The sequence below is a fragment of the Agromyces excoecariae genome (assembly GCF_051715505.1).
GTDB lineage: Bacteria > Actinomycetota > Actinomycetes > Actinomycetales > Microbacteriaceae > Agromyces.
In genome coordinates, this window is record NZ_JBPSLA010000004.1 from 286687 (window position 1) to 302485 (window position 15799).

Genomic DNA, 15799 nt, shown 5'->3' on the forward strand with positions numbered 1-15799 from the left:
GGGGGACGCCCGCCTACGAGGTGGGCACCGTCACCGGCCGGGCGTGGGCGAGCGCCCACTCGAGGGCGTGGTCGGCGACCTCCTCCCAGCCGGGCTCCGCGCAGATCCAGTGCGAACGGCCGGGGAACTCGACGTACTCGGTCACTGCGGGCGACTTCGCGTAGTGCTTCGCGTTCGACCTGTTGACCGCCGGCGGCATGATGTGGTCCTTCTCGCCGCCGATGAAGAGCAGCGGAGCGCGGTCCTTCGCGTAGTCGACCCAGGTCTCCTGGCGCCCGGGCTTGTAGTTCGCGATGAGGCCGTACGCCCACACCCAGTTGCCCGGTGCGGGGATCGCGAACTCCTGCCACACCGCGTCGGACTCCTCGCGCGAGAGCGTGTTCGCGAACGCGTAGTGGAATTCCTCGGGCGTGAAGCCGACGGCCTTGTGCCGGTTGGCGGGGTTCTTCAGTGCGGGGAAGAGCGACTTCACCTGCGACAGCGGGCTGACGCGAACGCCCTCGGTGGGTGCGGAGTCCATCACCACCGCCGAGGCGCCGAGCCCGCGGGCGAGGAGCAGTTGCGTGAGCGTGCCGCCGAACGAGTGCCCCATGATGATGGGCGGTCTCGGCAGCGCCTCGATGACGCCCGCGAGGTGGTCGACGGTCTCGGGCACGGTGAGCTTCGCGATGACGTCGGGGTTCTCGCGGAGCGCCTCGACCTCGATCTCGAAGCCCGGGTAGGCCGGCGTGATCACGGTGAGGCCCTTCGCCTCGAAGCGCTCCTTCCAGTTCCCCCAGCTTCGCGGGGTCATCCAGAGGCCGTGCACGAGCACGACGGTGTCGGGGGCGGCGGGGTCGGGGGCGGTCTGGTCGGTCATGATCGGTCCTTCCGTGGGTCGGGGGTGTTCGGAGTCGAGCGGATGCCGCGGCATCCGCGTCAGGAGTCGATGAACGCGAGCAGGTCGGCGTGCAGCCGGTCGCGTTCGGTGTCGGGCAGGCCGTGCGCGCCGTCCTCGTACACGAGGAGCGTGGCGCCGTCGACCATGGCGGCGGAGCGCTTGCCGCCGACCTCGAACGGCACGATCTGGTCGTCGTCGCCGTGGATGACGAGGGTCGGCACGTCGACCTTCGCCAGGTCGTCGCGGAAGTCCGTCGCCGAGAAGGCCGCGATGCATTCGTAGGCGGCACGGTGCCCGCACGCCATCGACTGCAGCCAGAACGCGTCGCGCGTGCCCTGCGAGACGTCGTTGTTGCGGTTGTGGCCGAAGAACGGCCCGTCGGCGAGGTCGCGGTAGAGCTGGGCCCGATCGGATGCCTCGCCGGCGCGGATGCCGTCGAACACGTCGATCGGCAGGCCCTCCGGGTTGTCGGCGGTGCGGAGCATCAGCGGCGGCACGGCCGAGACGAGCACGAGCTTCGCGACCCGCGCGCTGCCGTGCCGGCCGAGGTAGTGCACGATCTCGCCGCCGCCGGTCGAATGGCCCACGAGCGCGAGGTCCGTGAGGTCGAGGTGGTCGACGAGGCAGGCGAGGTCGTCGGCGTAGGTGTCCATCTCGTTGCCGTTCCAGGTGCGGCTCGAACGCCCGTGGCCGCGCCGGTCGTGCGCGATCGCCCGGTGCCCGTGCTCGGCGAGGAACCGCGCCGCCGCGGCCCAGGCATCCGAGTTCAAGGGCCAGCCGTGGCTGAGGAGGACCGGCGTGCCCTCGCTCCCCCAGTCGGTGTAGAAGATCTCGGCGCCGTCATCGGCGGTGACGTAGGGCATGGCGGCCTCCCGGTTGCATCGAGCTCGTTGCGTCGAGACGAGCGGATGCCTCGATGCTCCCGCCGGCGCCCACGCGTCCGAACCACGTGCGGCGCGTAGTCGTGACCGCTCAGGTCGATGGGAGGCGATCGGCCAGCTGTCGTCGCGACGTGACCCCGAGCTTCCGGAAGACCTTGCGCAGGTGGTAGTCGACGGTGTTCACGCTGATGAAGAGGGTGGCGCCGATCTCGGCGTTGGTCCGGCCCTCGGCCGCCATGCGGGCGACGGTCTCCTCCTGCGGGGTGAGCGCCTCCGCAGCGGAGCCGCCGGGCTCCCGGTGGGGCACGTGTTCGCCGGTCGCCTCCAGCTCGCGCCGTGCCCGTGCCGCGAACGCCGGGGCGGCGATTCGGGTGAAGAGGTCGAGCGCGATGCGCAGCTGCTCGCGCGCCTCGCGACGGCGCTTCATCCGACGCAGCCACTCGCCGTAGACCAGGTGGGCGCGGCCCAGGTCGGCGCGGGCCGTGGACTCGGCGAGATGCTCGATGGCCGCGAGGTAGTGGCGCTCGCACTCGTCGTCGCCGGCGAGCAGCGCCGCACTGCGTTCGGCGACGCCGAGGATCCAGGGCGTACGGCTCTCCGCGGCGAAGAGCTGCAGGCGTGCGACGGCGGCACGCACGGCGTCGGGGCGACCGGCGCGCACGCCCGCCTCGACGAATTCGGGGAGCTGCTGGTACGTGACCTGGAGGAACGCCCGGGCGACCATGGGCTCGAACCGATGGAAGGCGTCACGGTACCGCCCGTCGGCGATCTCCCGGATGCCCAGACCGGTCATCGCAAGCGACCAGACGCCGCCGAAACCCGCCCCGAGCGCCTCCTGCGCCACCTGCTCGACGACGTCGTAGGGGGCACCCGACCAGGCGAGGTAGGAGACGTTCACCACCTGCTCGCTGTCGTAGCCGATGGCATGCCGCAGATCGCGCACCTGAGCGGTGTACTGCGCCGACGCCGCCGGCCCGGAGTGCATGAGTTCGAGCAGGCTGAGCAGCCAGAGGGTCGTGTCGAGCACTTGGATCGCGCCGGCATCGCGCGCCGCTTCCGCGGTCCGCTCGAGCAGCCGCACGCAGGTCTCCACATCCCACAGCCCCATGGTGAGGGCGACGCCGAAGTTGCCGAACTCGAGCAGCTCGGCGTCGTCGGCGTCCACGAGCAGGTCGACCGCCCTGCGCATGATCGGGACGGCGTCGGGATACGGCAGGAGCATGTGGGCGCCGATGGCGCGCAGGGCGATCGCACGCGGGCCGTCGACGAGCTCGGCCCCCTCGGTCACGCGGCGCCCGAGGTCCGGCAGGGTGACGTCGCGCGCCGCCCACTCGGCCGTCAGGAGGACTTCGAACGCCGCGAGCAGCGCGCGCTGCTCGAGGTCCGGGACGAGGCCGTGGAAGAGCTCCGCGGCGCGGAGCATGGTCGCCGACGCAGTGAGGACGCCTTCGGCGTCGCCGAGGAACAGCGCCATCCCGACGCGGAGCATGAGCAGGCGTCCCTGGCTCACGGGGTCGAGACGGTCCACGTCGATGCGGCCGACGAGCTCGGCCGCGAGCTGCGCGGCACCTGCGGCCGTGGCGGTCTCGGCGGCGGCGAGCAGCCTGAGGTCGCGTTCCGGGCCATCGGGTGTGAGCTCGGCCGCGCGCGCGAGAAGCCGTGCTCGCGAGACGATGCCTCCGCGGCCACCGGCGGCATCGGCCGCCCGCTCCATCCGTGCCGCGACCTCGGGGTCGGGACCGAGCGTGGCGGATGCTGCGTGCCACGCGCCGAGGTCCTCGCGACCGCGATCGGCCAGCAGCGAACTCAGCACCTCGTGCACCCGACGTCGGTCGGCGGCCGGCATGCCGTGGTAGGCGGCCAGCCGCACCAGCGGGTGACGGAACCGGATCGTGTCCTGGACGGAGACGAGATGGGCCTGTTCTGCGGCCGTCGAGGCGTCGCCCGGCAGACCGAGCCCGCGCGCCGCGGCATCGATGACGGTTCGATCCCCGGTCGACTCGGCCGCCGCCGCGAGCAGCCAGAGCCGTGTCGGCCCGGGAAGGGTGGCGAGGCGCTCCCGGTAGTGGGATTCGAGTCGCTCGCCGATCGGCAGCGGCTCCTCCGAGAGCGACGACGCGATCAACTGGCGGGCCGTGAGCTCGCGCCCGAGGTCGACGAGCGCGAGGGGGCTGCCGCCGGTGTCCGCCGCGATCCTCACCGCGAGGTAGGGGTCGATCGGCTCGTCGGCCGAGCGCGTCAGAAGCTGCACGGCGTCGAGCGGGGCGAGACCATCGAGCCGCAGCGTGGCCACACCCGCGGTCCGTGCCTCCGGAAGCGCGTCAGCCCGCGCCGCGAGGAGGAGCGCGACACGCTCGGCCTGCAGGCGCCGGGCCACGAACGCGAACACGTCGAAGGACTCCGGATCGAGGAAGTGCGCGTCGTCGACGAGGCAGGCGAGCGGCTCGTCCTCCCCTGCCGCGGCGAGCAGCGAGAGGGTGCCGAGCCCGACGAGGAAGCGGTCGGGCGGTGCCCCGCGGTCGAGGCCGGCGGCGATCCGGAGCGCCTCGGCCTGCCGCGGCGGGATCGAGGCGAGGTGCCCGGCGAGCGGCGCCGTGAGCCGCTGCAGCCCGGCGAAGGGCATGGCCGCCTCGGCCTCGTAGCCGTCGGCGCGGACGACGCGCAGACCGCGCGCCGCACCCACCGCCCCGTCGAGGATCGTGCTCTTGCCGATGCCCGGTTCGCCGCGGATGAGGAGGGCGCCGCCGTGCCCGTTGCGCGCGCCGGCGAGCAGGGCACCGAGCCGTTCGAGCTCGTCGGTGCGCCCGAGGATCGGGGGCGAGGGGGCGTCGATGCGGGATAACCTACCCGTCCGCCGACGGTGCGGACAGGGGTTGCCCGCGCCCCATGGGCTCAGATCGCGGCCCCGACCAGCGCCTCGCCGAGCGGCGTGCGCTGGTGGAGCCTCTGCGAACCGTCGCGGCGGCTCGCGACGAGGCCCGCGTCGCGGAGCACCGTGAGGTGGTGCGACGCCGTCGAGATGGCGAGCCCCGAGTCGGCGGCGACCTGCGAGGTGGTCCGCGCCTCGTGCGCAGCGAGCAGGATGCCGGCCCTGGCCGGGCCGAGGAGCGACGCGAGCGCCTCGGCGAGCGCCGTGGCATCCGTCGCCCAGTTCTCGGTGACGCCCTGCGCGGGGTAGAACAGGGTCGGCTGCGCGGGCGGCTCGGTGAGCACCATGCACCTGCCGCCGGAGAACACCGACGGCACGAGCACGACGCCCGAGCCCCGGCAGTCGAGCACCTCGGCGTGCTGGGTGAGCTCGACGCGCAGCGCGCCCTCGTGCCACTCGACCGTGTGGTGCAGGCCCGCGGCCATCTCGGCGATCCCGTCGGCGGCGATGCGGCGGGCGCGGACCGCGATGTCGGCGCGGAGGATCCGCTCGAGCTGGAGCCAGACGGGTTCGACTAGGGCCGACCACCGTTCGAGCCAGGCCTCGGCGATCAGGTCGCGGGTGCGCGGCAGGTCGTCGAGCATGCGCAGCACCGCCTGCCGCCGCGCGCCCGTGGAGCGGACGACGACCTTGCCGAGGTCGACGCGCATGAGCTCGTCGGGCACCTCGCGGAGCCGCGCGGCCTCGTCGGCGGGCTCCAGGTCCCACGTGGGCGTCGTCGTGAAGAAATCCGGGAAGTAGCCCGACTCGCGCACGAGCACGGCGACGAGCTCGAACGCCTCGCGCGGCACGCGGTCGCGCACGCCGCGAAGCCAGCCCCACTGGAGCGGATGCTCCGCCGGACGCTGCAGCACGCGCACCGCGTGGCACACCTCGTGCCCCGGCGAGACGCCGAAGCGGATCGCCGAGACGTCGCCCGGCGCGAGACGGAAGTCGACGTACCGCGCTCCACCCGCGATCTCCTAGAGGTACTGCTTGAATCCGACATGGGACGCCTGGAACCCGAGGCGCTCGTAGAACCGGTGCGCATCGTCGCGGCGCGCATCGGAGGTCAGCTGCACGAGCCTGGCACCGCGCTCCCGCGCGTGCTCGATCGCCCAGGCGATCATCGCCGAGCCGAGTCCGAGTCCGCGCTCGGACTCGGCGACGCGCACGGCCTCGACCTGCATGCGCGTCGCGCCGCCGCGCGAGAGCCCGGGGATGAACGTGAGCTGCATCGTGGCGACCGGGCGCCCCTCGGCGTCGTCGACTGCGACGAGGAGCTGCGCGGGATCGGCGTCGATGGCCGCGAACGCGCGGCGGTAGCCGGCGAGGTCGGCCTCGGCGAAGCCGAACTCGGCGGCGCGGAGCGAGTCGGCCGCGATGAGCGCGACGAGCGCGTCGACGTCCGTCTTGCGAGCGCGGCGGAGCGTGTAGGTGGCATCGGATGCCTCGAGGGTCGCGAGGGTCACGTCGACACCCTGCCACACCCCGTCAGTACGTCTGCGCCACGATCGCCCGCGCGATCGCCCCCGGGTCCTCGCCGTCGATCCAGTACAGCGATCCAGGGATGGCGAGGACGGCGTACCGAGCGGGGTCCTCGGCATCGTTCGCCACGTAGGCCGTGACCTCGTGACCCTCCGGAACGGCGTCCAGCTGCATGGGCGAGAAGGCGACATCGGTGTCGGGCTCCGTGAAGCGGTCGATGAGGGCATCGAAGCCGCGGACGGTCGTGATCCGGTTCGCCCACTCGCCTCCGTCGACCGTGCAGGTGAAGAGGCCGGCGCGAAGCGCCACGGCCTCCTCGAACGAGCGGGCCGGAGCACTCGGTTCGCTCACCGTGACGTCCTCCACCGAGGCGCCCGTCGCCATCGCGAGCCCCTTCGGATCCAGCCCGCCCCGGCACTCCGCACGCCGGTCGCCGACCTCGACGAGCGGGGTGCCGAGCTCGCCGGGCAAGGCGGCGGCGACGCTCGCGAACGCCGCCGCCGCGACCTCGTCGATCCGGTCGAGCTCGATCCCGATGTCCATGCCCCGGAAGCGGCCGCCCCAGGCGGTCAGCCCCGCGGCGCGCACGGTGACGAGCACCCAGTCGTCACCGACGGGCGCCGAGTACGTCCACCCCAGGTCGCCGCCCTCGAACGACGCGTCGAGGCCGCCGATCCGGCGCGTCATCGTCGACGGGCTGTTCTCGTACGTCGCGAGCGGGACCCACTCGTCGGCGGCGTCCGGGAGCACCGCGACGCGCAGGTACGCCCAGTCGCTCGGGTCGTTGTAGACGGGCATGCCGGAGCCGACGCGCCACGAGCAGTCCAGTCCGCCCAGGCCCTCGACCAGGATCGCCTCGAAGGCATCGTGGTCCCAGTGGGTCGCCCGGACGGGCGGGACGGGTTCCGCCGCGGCGCCCTGCAGGGCGTCGGCGACTAGGCTCGTCGGCACGATCCCGTCGCAGTCCAGCGCGTCGGCCGTCGTCGGCTCGGCGGCCGGAGCGGTCGGCGGCGCCGTGGGCGACGGCGCGGGATCGGCTGCGGCGAACGTGCACCCGGAGAGGGCGAGGACGAGCAGGGTGGCCGTGGCAGCGCCCACGGCAGCGTTCGGGCGCATGTTCGGCACCATAGCGACGTCGGCCACCGCCCGCGTCGGGGCGGGCCCTGAGCTGTGGATGGCGTCCTGCGTTTCGATCTCCGTCGAAACAGTTCCCCGAACGGATGCCGCGGGAGCACGCTGTCGGCAGGCATCCGCCGCACGCCGCGAGTCGCGGCATCCGCACCGCCCGCACGGAACGAGGGACCCATGAACGCCGCCGAGATCACCCTGAAGCCGACCACCGCCACGTCGCCCGACGCCGGGATCGTCCCAGCCGACGCCCTGCGCATCGGCACGGGCCGGACCCGCCGCTTCGTCGGGCTCGACCACGGCGCCGGGATCTCGTACTTCTTCGTCGACAACGAGCCCGGCGAGGGCCCGGGGCTGCACTGGCATCCCTACACGGAGACGTGGGTCGTGCTCGAGGGCACCGCCGAGATCACCATGGGCGAGCGCCGCCTGGTCGCCGCGGCGGGCGACACCGCGACCGTGCCCGCCGGAGTCTGGCACCGCTTCGAGAACGTCGGCGAGGGTCGGCTGAAGGTGCTCTGCATCCACGCGTCCGCCGTCATCGTCCAGACCTGGGCCGACGAGGACTGAACCGTCCCCACCATCGAAGGAGAAGACCATGTCGTTCCAGGCGTACCTCGACAACATCGAGGCCAAGACCGGGATCACCCCGCGGCAGTTCGTCGCGCTCGCCGACGAGAGGGGCTTCGGGCCCGGCACCAAGGCCACTCCGATCGTGCAGTGGCTGGCCGAGGACTACGGCCTCGGGCGCGGCCACGCGATGGCGCTCGTCCACGTCATCACCAAGGGCCCGCAGATCAGTGCGAAGCACGTCGACAGCGGCGGCACGCACAGCGACCCGACCGACGAGCTCTGGCTCGACGGGGCGGCGACGAACCCGAACCGCTGACCCGACCGACCACGGCGACCGCGTCGGCCCGGCGGGATCGATCGGGCGGGGTCGGTGCCTCGACGACCCCGTCCCCGTCCGGCCCTCCGGCTACGCTGGCGAGGCACCCCGCTCGGACGGTCCGGGCGGGACGAGCTGGAGTCGACCCCATGACGCAGACCGACCCGAACCCGACCGACCCGAACCCGACCGACCTGCACCCGACCGACCCGACCGACCACGCGGATGCCGCGCCCTTCGGCGAACCGACGGAGTTCGCGACGCCGCTCGGCACCTTCCCGGCCGTCGCCGGCGACGGCGTCGTGCGCGTGCGCAACGTCCGCTACGCGACGGCCGGTCGGTTCGAGGAGCCGGTGGCCGCCGAGATCCGGCCCGACGAGGCGTCCGCCCTGCAGGACCGCCGGATCGCGTGCCCGCAGCCGCCGAGCCCGAGCGACGAACTGCTCGGGCGCCCGCTCCGCGGGGCCCTGTTCGACGAGGACTGCCTCCGGCTCTCCATCACCGTGCCGTCGGGCGCGCCCGACGAGGCCATGCCGGTGCTCGTCTGGGTGCACGGCGGCTCGCACGTCTCGGGCGCCGGCGACCTCGCGGGCTACGACCCCGCCGCCCTCGTGCGCGAGCAGCGAGTGGTCGTCGTGTCCGTCACCTCGCGCCTGGGGCTGCTCGGCTACCCGACGGATGCCGCGCACCCCGCGAACCTCGGCCTGCTCGACCTCATCGCGGCATTCCGGTGGATCGGCGAGCACATCGCCGCCTTCGGCGGCGACCCCGACCGGGTCACCGCCGTCGGCCAGTCGTCGGGCGGCGACGCGCTCGCGCACCTGATCGCCGCCGACGACGCCCGCGGGCTGTTCCACCGTGTCATCCTGCAGAGCGCGCCGCTCGGCATCCGCACCGGTCGCGCCGACATGCAGCGACGCATGGCGGAGGCCGTGGGGAGCCTGTCGCGGGAGGCCCCGCTCGAGGAGGTGTTCGCCGCGCAGGCGCGGGCGAAGGAGGCCGCCGCGGGGTCCGGACTCCGCTCGGCCATGCCGTTCGGGCCGCGCGCCGGCGCCGCGCCGCTCCCGCCCGAGGACCGCATCGAGGCGGCCTGGCGCGAGCACGCCGCCGGCCTCGACGTGCTCGTCACCTGGAACCGCGACGAGACGGCGTTCTTCTTCGAGGTCGACCCGAAGCTCGCGGCGCTCGCGGCACGACCGGTCGTCGGGTCGTGGCTGCGCCGGCTGATCGTGTCGCGCACGACGGACGCGGTGTACCGCTCGGGGGCACGTCGATTCGCCCGGGTCGTCGGCCAGGGCGGCGCCGAGGTGCGGGTCGCCGAGTTCGACGGGCACCCCGACGGGAGCCGGATCGGGTCGGCGCACGCGATCGAGGTCGCGCTGCTGTTCCCCGCGACCGAGGCCTGGAGCGGCGCGCCGCTGCTCGCGCCCGACGGCGCACGGAACCTCGTCGCCGCGGGCGCTGCGCTCCGCGCGGCGTGGGCGGAGTTCGCCCGCACGGGCGCCTTCCCCGCCGGGTACGTGCCGACCGGCCACGGCTGGGCGGGCAGCCTGCTCGCGAGGCGCGCATGAGCGCCGGGAACGCACCGGTCGACCAGACCGCCGCGGCGGCGCTCTGGGAGGAGTACCGAGCCGCCCGCCCCGATCGTGCGCTCGACATCGAGCCGCCGAGCGTCGAGGTCTTCGGCGACCACCCGGCGCTCACCGACGAACTGCTCGGGCTCGTCCTCGACGGCACGAAGCGCGCCACGGCCTCGCTCGTCGCCGAGTTCCGCCACGAGGGGCAGCCGCTCCCCCGTGTCGGCAGCCACTGGATCGCATGCGACTCGTCCGGCAGCCCTCGTGCGATCCTGCGCAGCACCGAACTCCGGATCGGGCCGTTCTCGAGCGTCGACGCGGCGTTCGCGTACGACGAGGGCGAGGACGACCGGACCCTCGGATCCTGGCAGGACAACCATCGGAGGTACTGGCAGCGGGTCTGCCCCGGAATCGGGGTCGAGTGGCACGACGACCTCGACGTGGTGTTCGAGCGGTTCGAGGTCGCCTGGCCGCCCGAGGCCGCCGACCGCTGAGGTCGTCGCCGCGGACCGTCACCGGGGCGGACCCGACGGCGGCGTCCGTCAACCCCTCGCCCGCGTCGGTGGCATGGGCGAGCATGACGGCATGCGCGACGATGTCATCACCTGGCTTCTGAACGGCGACCCGAGCGTGCGCTGGCAGGTCATGCGCGACCTGCACGACGCGCCCCACGACGCCGTCGCGACCGAGCGCGCCCGGGTCGCGACCGAGGGCTGGGGCGCCCGGCTCCTGTCCGAGCAGGCCGACGACGGTTGCTGGGGCGGCCAGGTCTACGGGCCGAGTCGCGAGCGCGATTCGGTCATGTGGACCCTGCAGGTCCTGCGCAACCTGGGCGCGCCGCCCGACGCGGAGCCGGTGCGCGCGGCGATCGACCGCGTCGTCGCCGGCGTGGTCTGGGCGGAGTTCGATGACCTACCGTACTTCAGCGGCGAGGTCGAGGAGTGCGTGAACGGCGGCGTCCTGGCGAACGCCGCGTACTTCGGCGTGCTCGGCGCGGGCAGCGACCGGATCATCGCGCGCCTGCTCGACGAGGTGCTGCCCGACGGCGGGTGGAACTGCGAACCGGCCGACGAATCCCAGCGCTCCTCGTTCGACTCGACCCTGTGCGTACTCGAGGGGCTCCTCGAGTACGAGCGAGCGACCGGGTCGGCGGATGCCGCGGTGACCGAGGCGCGACGCGGCGGCGAGGAGTACCTGCTCGAGCGCAGCCTCTTCCGTCGGAAGTCGACGGGCGAGCTCGTGAAGCCGCGGTACACGAACTTCTCCTTCCCCACGTACTGGTTCTACGACGTGCTCCGTGCGCTCGACCACTTCCGTGCGGCGGGCGGTCGCGCCGACTCGCGTCTTCGACCCGCGCTCGACCTCGTCCTCGAGCAGCGCGACGACGACGGGCGCTGGCGCGCGGGCCGGCGCTGGCCCGGCGGCAACCGGTACGAGCTCGACGCTCCCGAGGGCGAACCCAGCCCGTGGAACACGCTTCGCGCGATGCGCGTGCTGCGATGGGCCGACCCCGCCTCGATCGACTGACGATGGCGATCGAGGTACGGGCGGCATCCGACTTCGACGACGTCGCGGCGGTGCTCGGGCCGAAGCGTCCCGACGCGAACGTGTGCTTCTGCCTCAGCTACCGACTCACCTCGTCGAAGGAGAACCTTGCGCTCCACGGGCCGGCCCGCGGCGACCGCGTGCGCGAACTCTGCGGCCAGGAGCCCGCGCCCGGCGTGATCGCCTACGACGGCGACGAACCCGTCGGCTGGGCGGCCGTGCACCCGCGCGCCGCCACGAGCTTCGCCACGAATCGGCGGATCCCGCACGTCGACGACCTCGACGTGTGGTCGCTGTGGTGCATCCGAGTCCGGCCCGGGCACCGCAAGCAGGGCATCTCGCACCACCTCATCGGTGGCGCCGTCGCGTTCGCCCGCGAACACGGCGCCCCGATGGTCGAGGCCTATCCGGTCGACAACCGCGGCGAGAAGGTCGACCTCACCATGGCCTACGTCGGCACCCGTGCAGCGTTCGAGCGCGCCGGCTTCGAGAAGGCCGCCGACACGACCAGCGTGCTCAACGGGTTCCCGCGCATCCTCATGCGACTCGACCTGCGCTGAACACCCGCTCCGACATCGACGTGGCGCATTGCGCGATCCACCCCGCGGGGTTAGGCATGACCATGTGACCGACCACGACGCGACCTGGCCCGACCGCACCCGACTCCCCATCCAGCCGCACCAGCGAGTCGGGAGGATCGACCGGACGGTCGCCGGGTCCGACCCCGTCGAGTGGCCGCGCGAGGTCGCCGCCCCCGAGGGGGCGCCGAACGTCCTCCTCGTCATGACCGACGACGTCGGCTTCGGCGCGAGCGAGGTCTTCGGCGGCCCCATCCCGACCCCGACGTACGCCCGACTCGCCGAGGGCGGGCTGCGGTACAACCGCTTCCACACCACCGCGCTGTGCTCGCCGTCCCGCGCCGCACTGCTCACCGGGCGCAACCATCACGTGGCGTCGACGGGCATCATCATGGAGTTCTCGACGCCCTTCCCCGGCTACCACTCGATCGTGTCGAAGAGCGTCGGCACGATCGGCGAGGTCCTCACCGCGAACGGCTACGGCACCGCCTGGTTCGGCAAGAACCACAACGTGCCCGACTGGTTGACGACGCCGGCCGGGCCGTTCACGCTCTGGCCGACCGGGCTCGGGTTCGAGTACTTCTACGGCTTCCTCGGCGCCGACGCGCATCAGTTCCGGCCCGCGGTCTTCGAGGGCACCATCCCCGTCGACCCCTACATCGGACGCGAGGAGGACTACCACCTGGACGCCGACCTCGCTGACAAGGCGATCTCGTGGATCCGCCGCCAGAAGGCGATCTCCCCCGACAAGCCGTTCTTCGCGTATTACACGCCGGGCACCGCGCACGCGCCGCACCACGCGCCGAAGGAATGGATCGAGCGATTCCGGGGCGCGTTCGACCACGGCTGGGACGAACAGCGCGTGCGCACGTTCGACCGCCAGCGCGAGCTCGGCGTCATCCCGGCCGACGCGGTGCTCAACCCGACGCCCGACCACTACCGGCGCTGGGACGACCTGAGCGAGGAGATGCAGCGCGTCTGCGCGCGCGAGATGGAGTGCTACGCCGCTGCGCTCGCGCACTGCGACCACCAGATCGGTCGAGTGGTCGACGCCATCGAGGAGCTCGGCGAACTCGAGAACACGCTCGTGATCTACATCCAGGGCGACAACGGCTCGAGCGCCGAGGATCCGACCGGCCACGGGATGACGAGCGAGATCGCGACGCTCGTCAACGGCGTCGTCGACCGCGAGGACTACATGGTCGAGCAGATCGACGAGTTCGGCGGCCGCTGGTTCCAGAACCACTTCTCGCACGGGTGGGCGCACGCCATGAACTCCCCCTACCAGTGGGACAAGAAGATCGCGAGCCACCTCGGCGGCAGCCGGACGTCGATGGTCGTGTCGTGGCCGAAGCGCATCGCCGACGCCGGTGGACTCCGGAGCCAGTTCACCCACATCACCGACGTCGTCCCGACGATCCTCGAGGCGACCGGCATCCCGATGCCCGACACCATCGACGGCATCGAGCAGGTGCCGCTCGACGGTGCGAGCCTGACGGCCTCGTTCGAGGATGCGACGGCGCCCGAACACCACACGACGCAGTACTTCGAGGTGATCGCCAACCAGGGTGTCTACCACGAGGGATGGATGGCGAACACGGCGCCGAAGCGGCTGCCCTGGGTCGGCATGGGCGAGTCCACCGCCGATCCCTTCGACGAGTACGAGTGGGAGCTCTACCACCTCGACGAGGACTTCACGCAGTCGAGGAACCTCGCGGAGGAGCATCCCGACAAGCTCGAGGAGCTCCGCGGTATCTTCCTCGACGAGGCACGCCGGAACCAGGTGCTTCCGCTCGATGATCGGTACATCGAGCGCGTGCGTCCCGAGAACCGGCCGCAGCACAACGCCGGCCGGACTTCGTTCACCTACTACCCGGGCACGTCGCGCATCACGGAGGGGATGGCGCCCGACACCAAGAACACCTCGTTCCGCATCACCGCGAGGTTCGCGGTGGCCGAAGGCGCCGCAGAGGGCATGCTCATCACGCACGGCGGGTGGTTCGGCGGCTACGCCCTGTACCTGCGCGACGGCCGGCCCACCTTCGCGTACGCGCGCTCGCACTACCCCGAGCACAAGTACGTGGTGGCCGCGCCCGATCCGGTCGCGCCGGGCGAGCACGAGCTCGTGCTCGACTTCGACTACGACGGCGGGGCTCCAGGAAGCGGCGGCACCGCCGTGCTGGTCCTCGACGGCATGGAGGTCGCGCGCGGGCGGATCGACGAGACCGTGCCGGTTCGCTACTCCGCCGACGAGACCCTCGACGTCGGTGAGGATTCGGGGACGCCCGTCGTCCGCGACTACGACGTGCCGTTCCGGTTCGGGGGCGACCTGCACACGGTGGTCGTCGACCTCGCGCCCGACGCCTGACCGGGCGGGCCGCGTCGCCGTGCGTCGACCCGCCCTCCGCGGCATGATCGACGCATGCCTCCCGCAGCACCCGAGACCCCCGTCGCCCTCGCCGTCGACATCGGCGGCACGAAGGTCGATGCGGCCCTCGTCGACGCCGAGGGCCGCATCGTCCCGGGCAGTCGTCACCGCGCCCCGACCGGCGCCGGCCAGACCCCCGAGACGTTCGCCGTCGCGATCGGGTCGGTGTGCGAACGGGCGACGGATGCCGCGGGGCCGGCGCATCGGCTCGTCGGCGTGGGCCTGGGCACGGCCGGTCCGCTCCTCGGCGACGGCACTCACGTCTCCCCTCTGAACATGCCCGGGATCCGCGACCTGCCGCTCGTGCCCACCATCGAGCGGTTCGCAGGGGGCGTGCCCGTGCACGTGGCACTCGACGGCACGTGCATCGCGCTGGCCGAGGTGCGGTACGGCGCGCTCCGCGGGGTGCGGAACGGCATCGCGATGGTCGTGTCGACGGGGATCGGCGGCGGGATCGTGGTCGACGGCCGCGTGATCCGCGGCGACACCGGCAACGCGGGGCACGTCGGCCAGTCGTGGGTGCGGCAGCCGTCGCCGGACGATCCGGTCGCGGCGACGGTCGAGGCGGTCGCATCCGGCCCGGCGACGGTCAGGTGGGCGAATGCGCACGGGTGGGCCGGTGCCGACGGGCCCGCCCTCGCGGCCGACTACCGGGCGGGCCACCCGGTCGCGGTGCGAGCAGTGCACCGCTCGGCGGAGGGCGTGGGCCAGGCGATCGCGTCGTTCGGCGCGCTGCTCGACATCACGACCGTTGCGATCGGCGGTGGCTTCTCGCGGGTCGCCGACGACTACCTCCCGCTCGTCGAGGCGGCGGCGCACCGGTCCGCCGTGCTGCCCGCGGCCAGAGAGGTGCGCGTGGTCCCGGCGCGACTCGGCGACGACGCGCCGCTCGTGGGAGCCGCCCTCCTCGCGTTCGAGGGCTGAGCGCCCCGGGGCGCCTGCGCCGGCGACGCTCTCGTCGCTCGCCGTCAGCTGACCTCGAACCGCGCCGGTCCGTCGCCGGCCGCGAGCGCCGCCTCGACGCGGCGCCGGTGCTCGTCGCCCATCTCGCCGAGGTCGTCGGGGTCTTGCCATCCGAGGTCGGTCATCTCCCCGTCTGCGGCGTATGGCTCGCCCTCGACCCAGGTGCATCGGAACGTGAGGTCGAGGTAGTCGGCCTGGTCGCCGTTTGCGTAGACGACCCGCGGCACCTGGTGCACCCACGCGAGCCGGTCCACGCTGATCCGCACGCCCGCCTCCTCGACCGCCTCGCGGGCGGCGGCGACGGCGGGTTCCTCGCCGGGGTCGACGATGCCCGTGATCGGCGTCAACGCGCCGGTGTCCGACCTGCGGCCGAGGAGCACCCGTCCGCCCCGGAGGATCACCGCGGTCACGCCGACGAGCGGAAGGGGGGCGGTTCCCACATGTCGGCGGAGGTCGAGGACGAAGTCGGGCGTCGGCATGCCGCACACCCTACGCGCGAGGCATCCGTTCGTCGCGCCGGAACCGCCGCTCATC

General features: G+C 73.0%; 15 protein-coding genes. 8 read left to right on the forward strand and 7 right to left on the reverse strand.

Translation table 11 applies throughout. The features are described 5' to 3' along the window. Positions 1 to 13: 13 nt before the first annotated feature. From ACSJD1_RS06175 to ACSJD1_RS06200, 6 genes are all read right to left on the reverse strand, one after another. A complete protein-coding gene (locus ACSJD1_RS06175) occupies positions 14 to 859 on the reverse strand; it encodes an alpha/beta hydrolase (RefSeq protein ID WP_438854432.1) in 846 nt (281 codons plus the stop codon). A gap of 59 nt (positions 860 to 918) precedes the next feature. After that, positions 919 to 1743, reverse strand: a complete 825-nt coding sequence (locus ACSJD1_RS06180) for an alpha/beta fold hydrolase (protein WP_438854433.1) — start codon at positions 1741 to 1743, stop codon at positions 919 to 921. A gap of 109 nt (positions 1744 to 1852) precedes the next feature. Continuing rightward, positions 1853 to 4657, reverse strand: a complete 2805-nt coding sequence (locus ACSJD1_RS06185) for a helix-turn-helix transcriptional regulator (RefSeq protein ID WP_438854561.1) — start codon at positions 4655 to 4657, stop codon at positions 1853 to 1855. Further along, entirely contained in the window at positions 4654 to 5550 is an 897-nt protein-coding gene (locus ACSJD1_RS06190) for an ArsR/SmtB family transcription factor (RefSeq protein ID WP_438854434.1), read from the reverse strand. The genes ACSJD1_RS06185 and ACSJD1_RS06190 overlap by 4 nt, the downstream gene beginning before the upstream one ends. Before the next feature lie 102 nt (positions 5551 to 5652). Further along, positions 5653 to 6141, reverse strand: coding sequence for a GNAT family N-acetyltransferase (locus ACSJD1_RS06195; RefSeq protein ID WP_438854435.1), 489 nt, complete (start codon positions 6139 to 6141; stop codon positions 5653 to 5655). 22 nt (positions 6142 to 6163) lie between these two features. After that, entirely contained in the window at positions 6164 to 7273 is a 1110-nt protein-coding gene (locus tag ACSJD1_RS06200; protein ID WP_438854436.1) for a hypothetical protein, read from the reverse strand. Positions 7274 to 7462: 189 nt separating this feature from the next. Here ACSJD1_RS06200 and ACSJD1_RS06205 point away from each other — a divergent pair, with 189 nt between their 5' ends. The 8 genes from ACSJD1_RS06205 to ACSJD1_RS06240 all read left to right on the forward strand — a co-directional run bounded on the left by ACSJD1_RS06205 (position 7463) and on the right by ACSJD1_RS06240 (position 15226). Next, a complete protein-coding gene (locus tag ACSJD1_RS06205) occupies positions 7463 to 7855 on the forward strand; it encodes a cupin domain-containing protein (protein WP_438854437.1) in 393 nt (130 codons plus the stop codon). Between the two features lie 28 nt (positions 7856 to 7883). Next, entirely contained in the window at positions 7884 to 8174 is a 291-nt protein-coding gene (locus tag ACSJD1_RS06210) for a DUF4287 domain-containing protein (RefSeq protein WP_438854438.1), read from the forward strand. Between the two features lie 149 nt (positions 8175 to 8323). Further along, the gene (locus ACSJD1_RS06215; RefSeq protein ID WP_438854439.1) at positions 8324 to 9745 is read left to right on the forward strand and encodes a carboxylesterase family protein; all 1422 of its coding nucleotides are present in this window, start codon (positions 8324 to 8326) and stop codon (positions 9743 to 9745) included. Next, complete coding sequence (locus tag ACSJD1_RS06220) at positions 9742 to 10245, forward strand: ASCH domain-containing protein (protein ID WP_438854440.1); 504 nt, start codon at positions 9742 to 9744, stop codon at positions 10243 to 10245. The genes ACSJD1_RS06215 and ACSJD1_RS06220 overlap by 4 nt, the downstream gene beginning before the upstream one ends. A 91-nt stretch (positions 10246 to 10336) precedes the next feature. Then, positions 10337 to 11278, forward strand: a complete 942-nt coding sequence (locus ACSJD1_RS06225) for a hypothetical protein (RefSeq protein WP_438854441.1) — start codon at positions 10337 to 10339, stop codon at positions 11276 to 11278. A gap of 2 nt (positions 11279 to 11280) precedes the next feature. Beyond that, on the forward strand, positions 11281 to 11856 hold the full coding sequence (locus tag ACSJD1_RS06230) for a GNAT family N-acetyltransferase (protein ID WP_438854442.1): 576 nt from the start codon (positions 11281 to 11283) through the stop codon (positions 11854 to 11856). A 64-nt stretch (positions 11857 to 11920) separates the two neighbouring features. After that, complete coding sequence (locus ACSJD1_RS06235; RefSeq protein ID WP_438854443.1) at positions 11921 to 14242, forward strand: arylsulfatase; 2322 nt, start codon at positions 11921 to 11923, stop codon at positions 14240 to 14242. A gap of 54 nt (positions 14243 to 14296) precedes the next feature. Continuing rightward, complete coding sequence (locus tag ACSJD1_RS06240; protein ID WP_438854444.1) at positions 14297 to 15226, forward strand: ROK family protein; 930 nt, start codon at positions 14297 to 14299, stop codon at positions 15224 to 15226. A gap of 44 nt (positions 15227 to 15270) precedes the next feature. Here ACSJD1_RS06240 and ACSJD1_RS06245 read toward each other — a convergent pair whose 3' ends face one another. Then, complete coding sequence (locus tag ACSJD1_RS06245) at positions 15271 to 15744, reverse strand: NUDIX domain-containing protein (protein ID WP_438854445.1); 474 nt, start codon at positions 15742 to 15744, stop codon at positions 15271 to 15273. Positions 15745 to 15799: the final 55 nt, after the last annotated feature.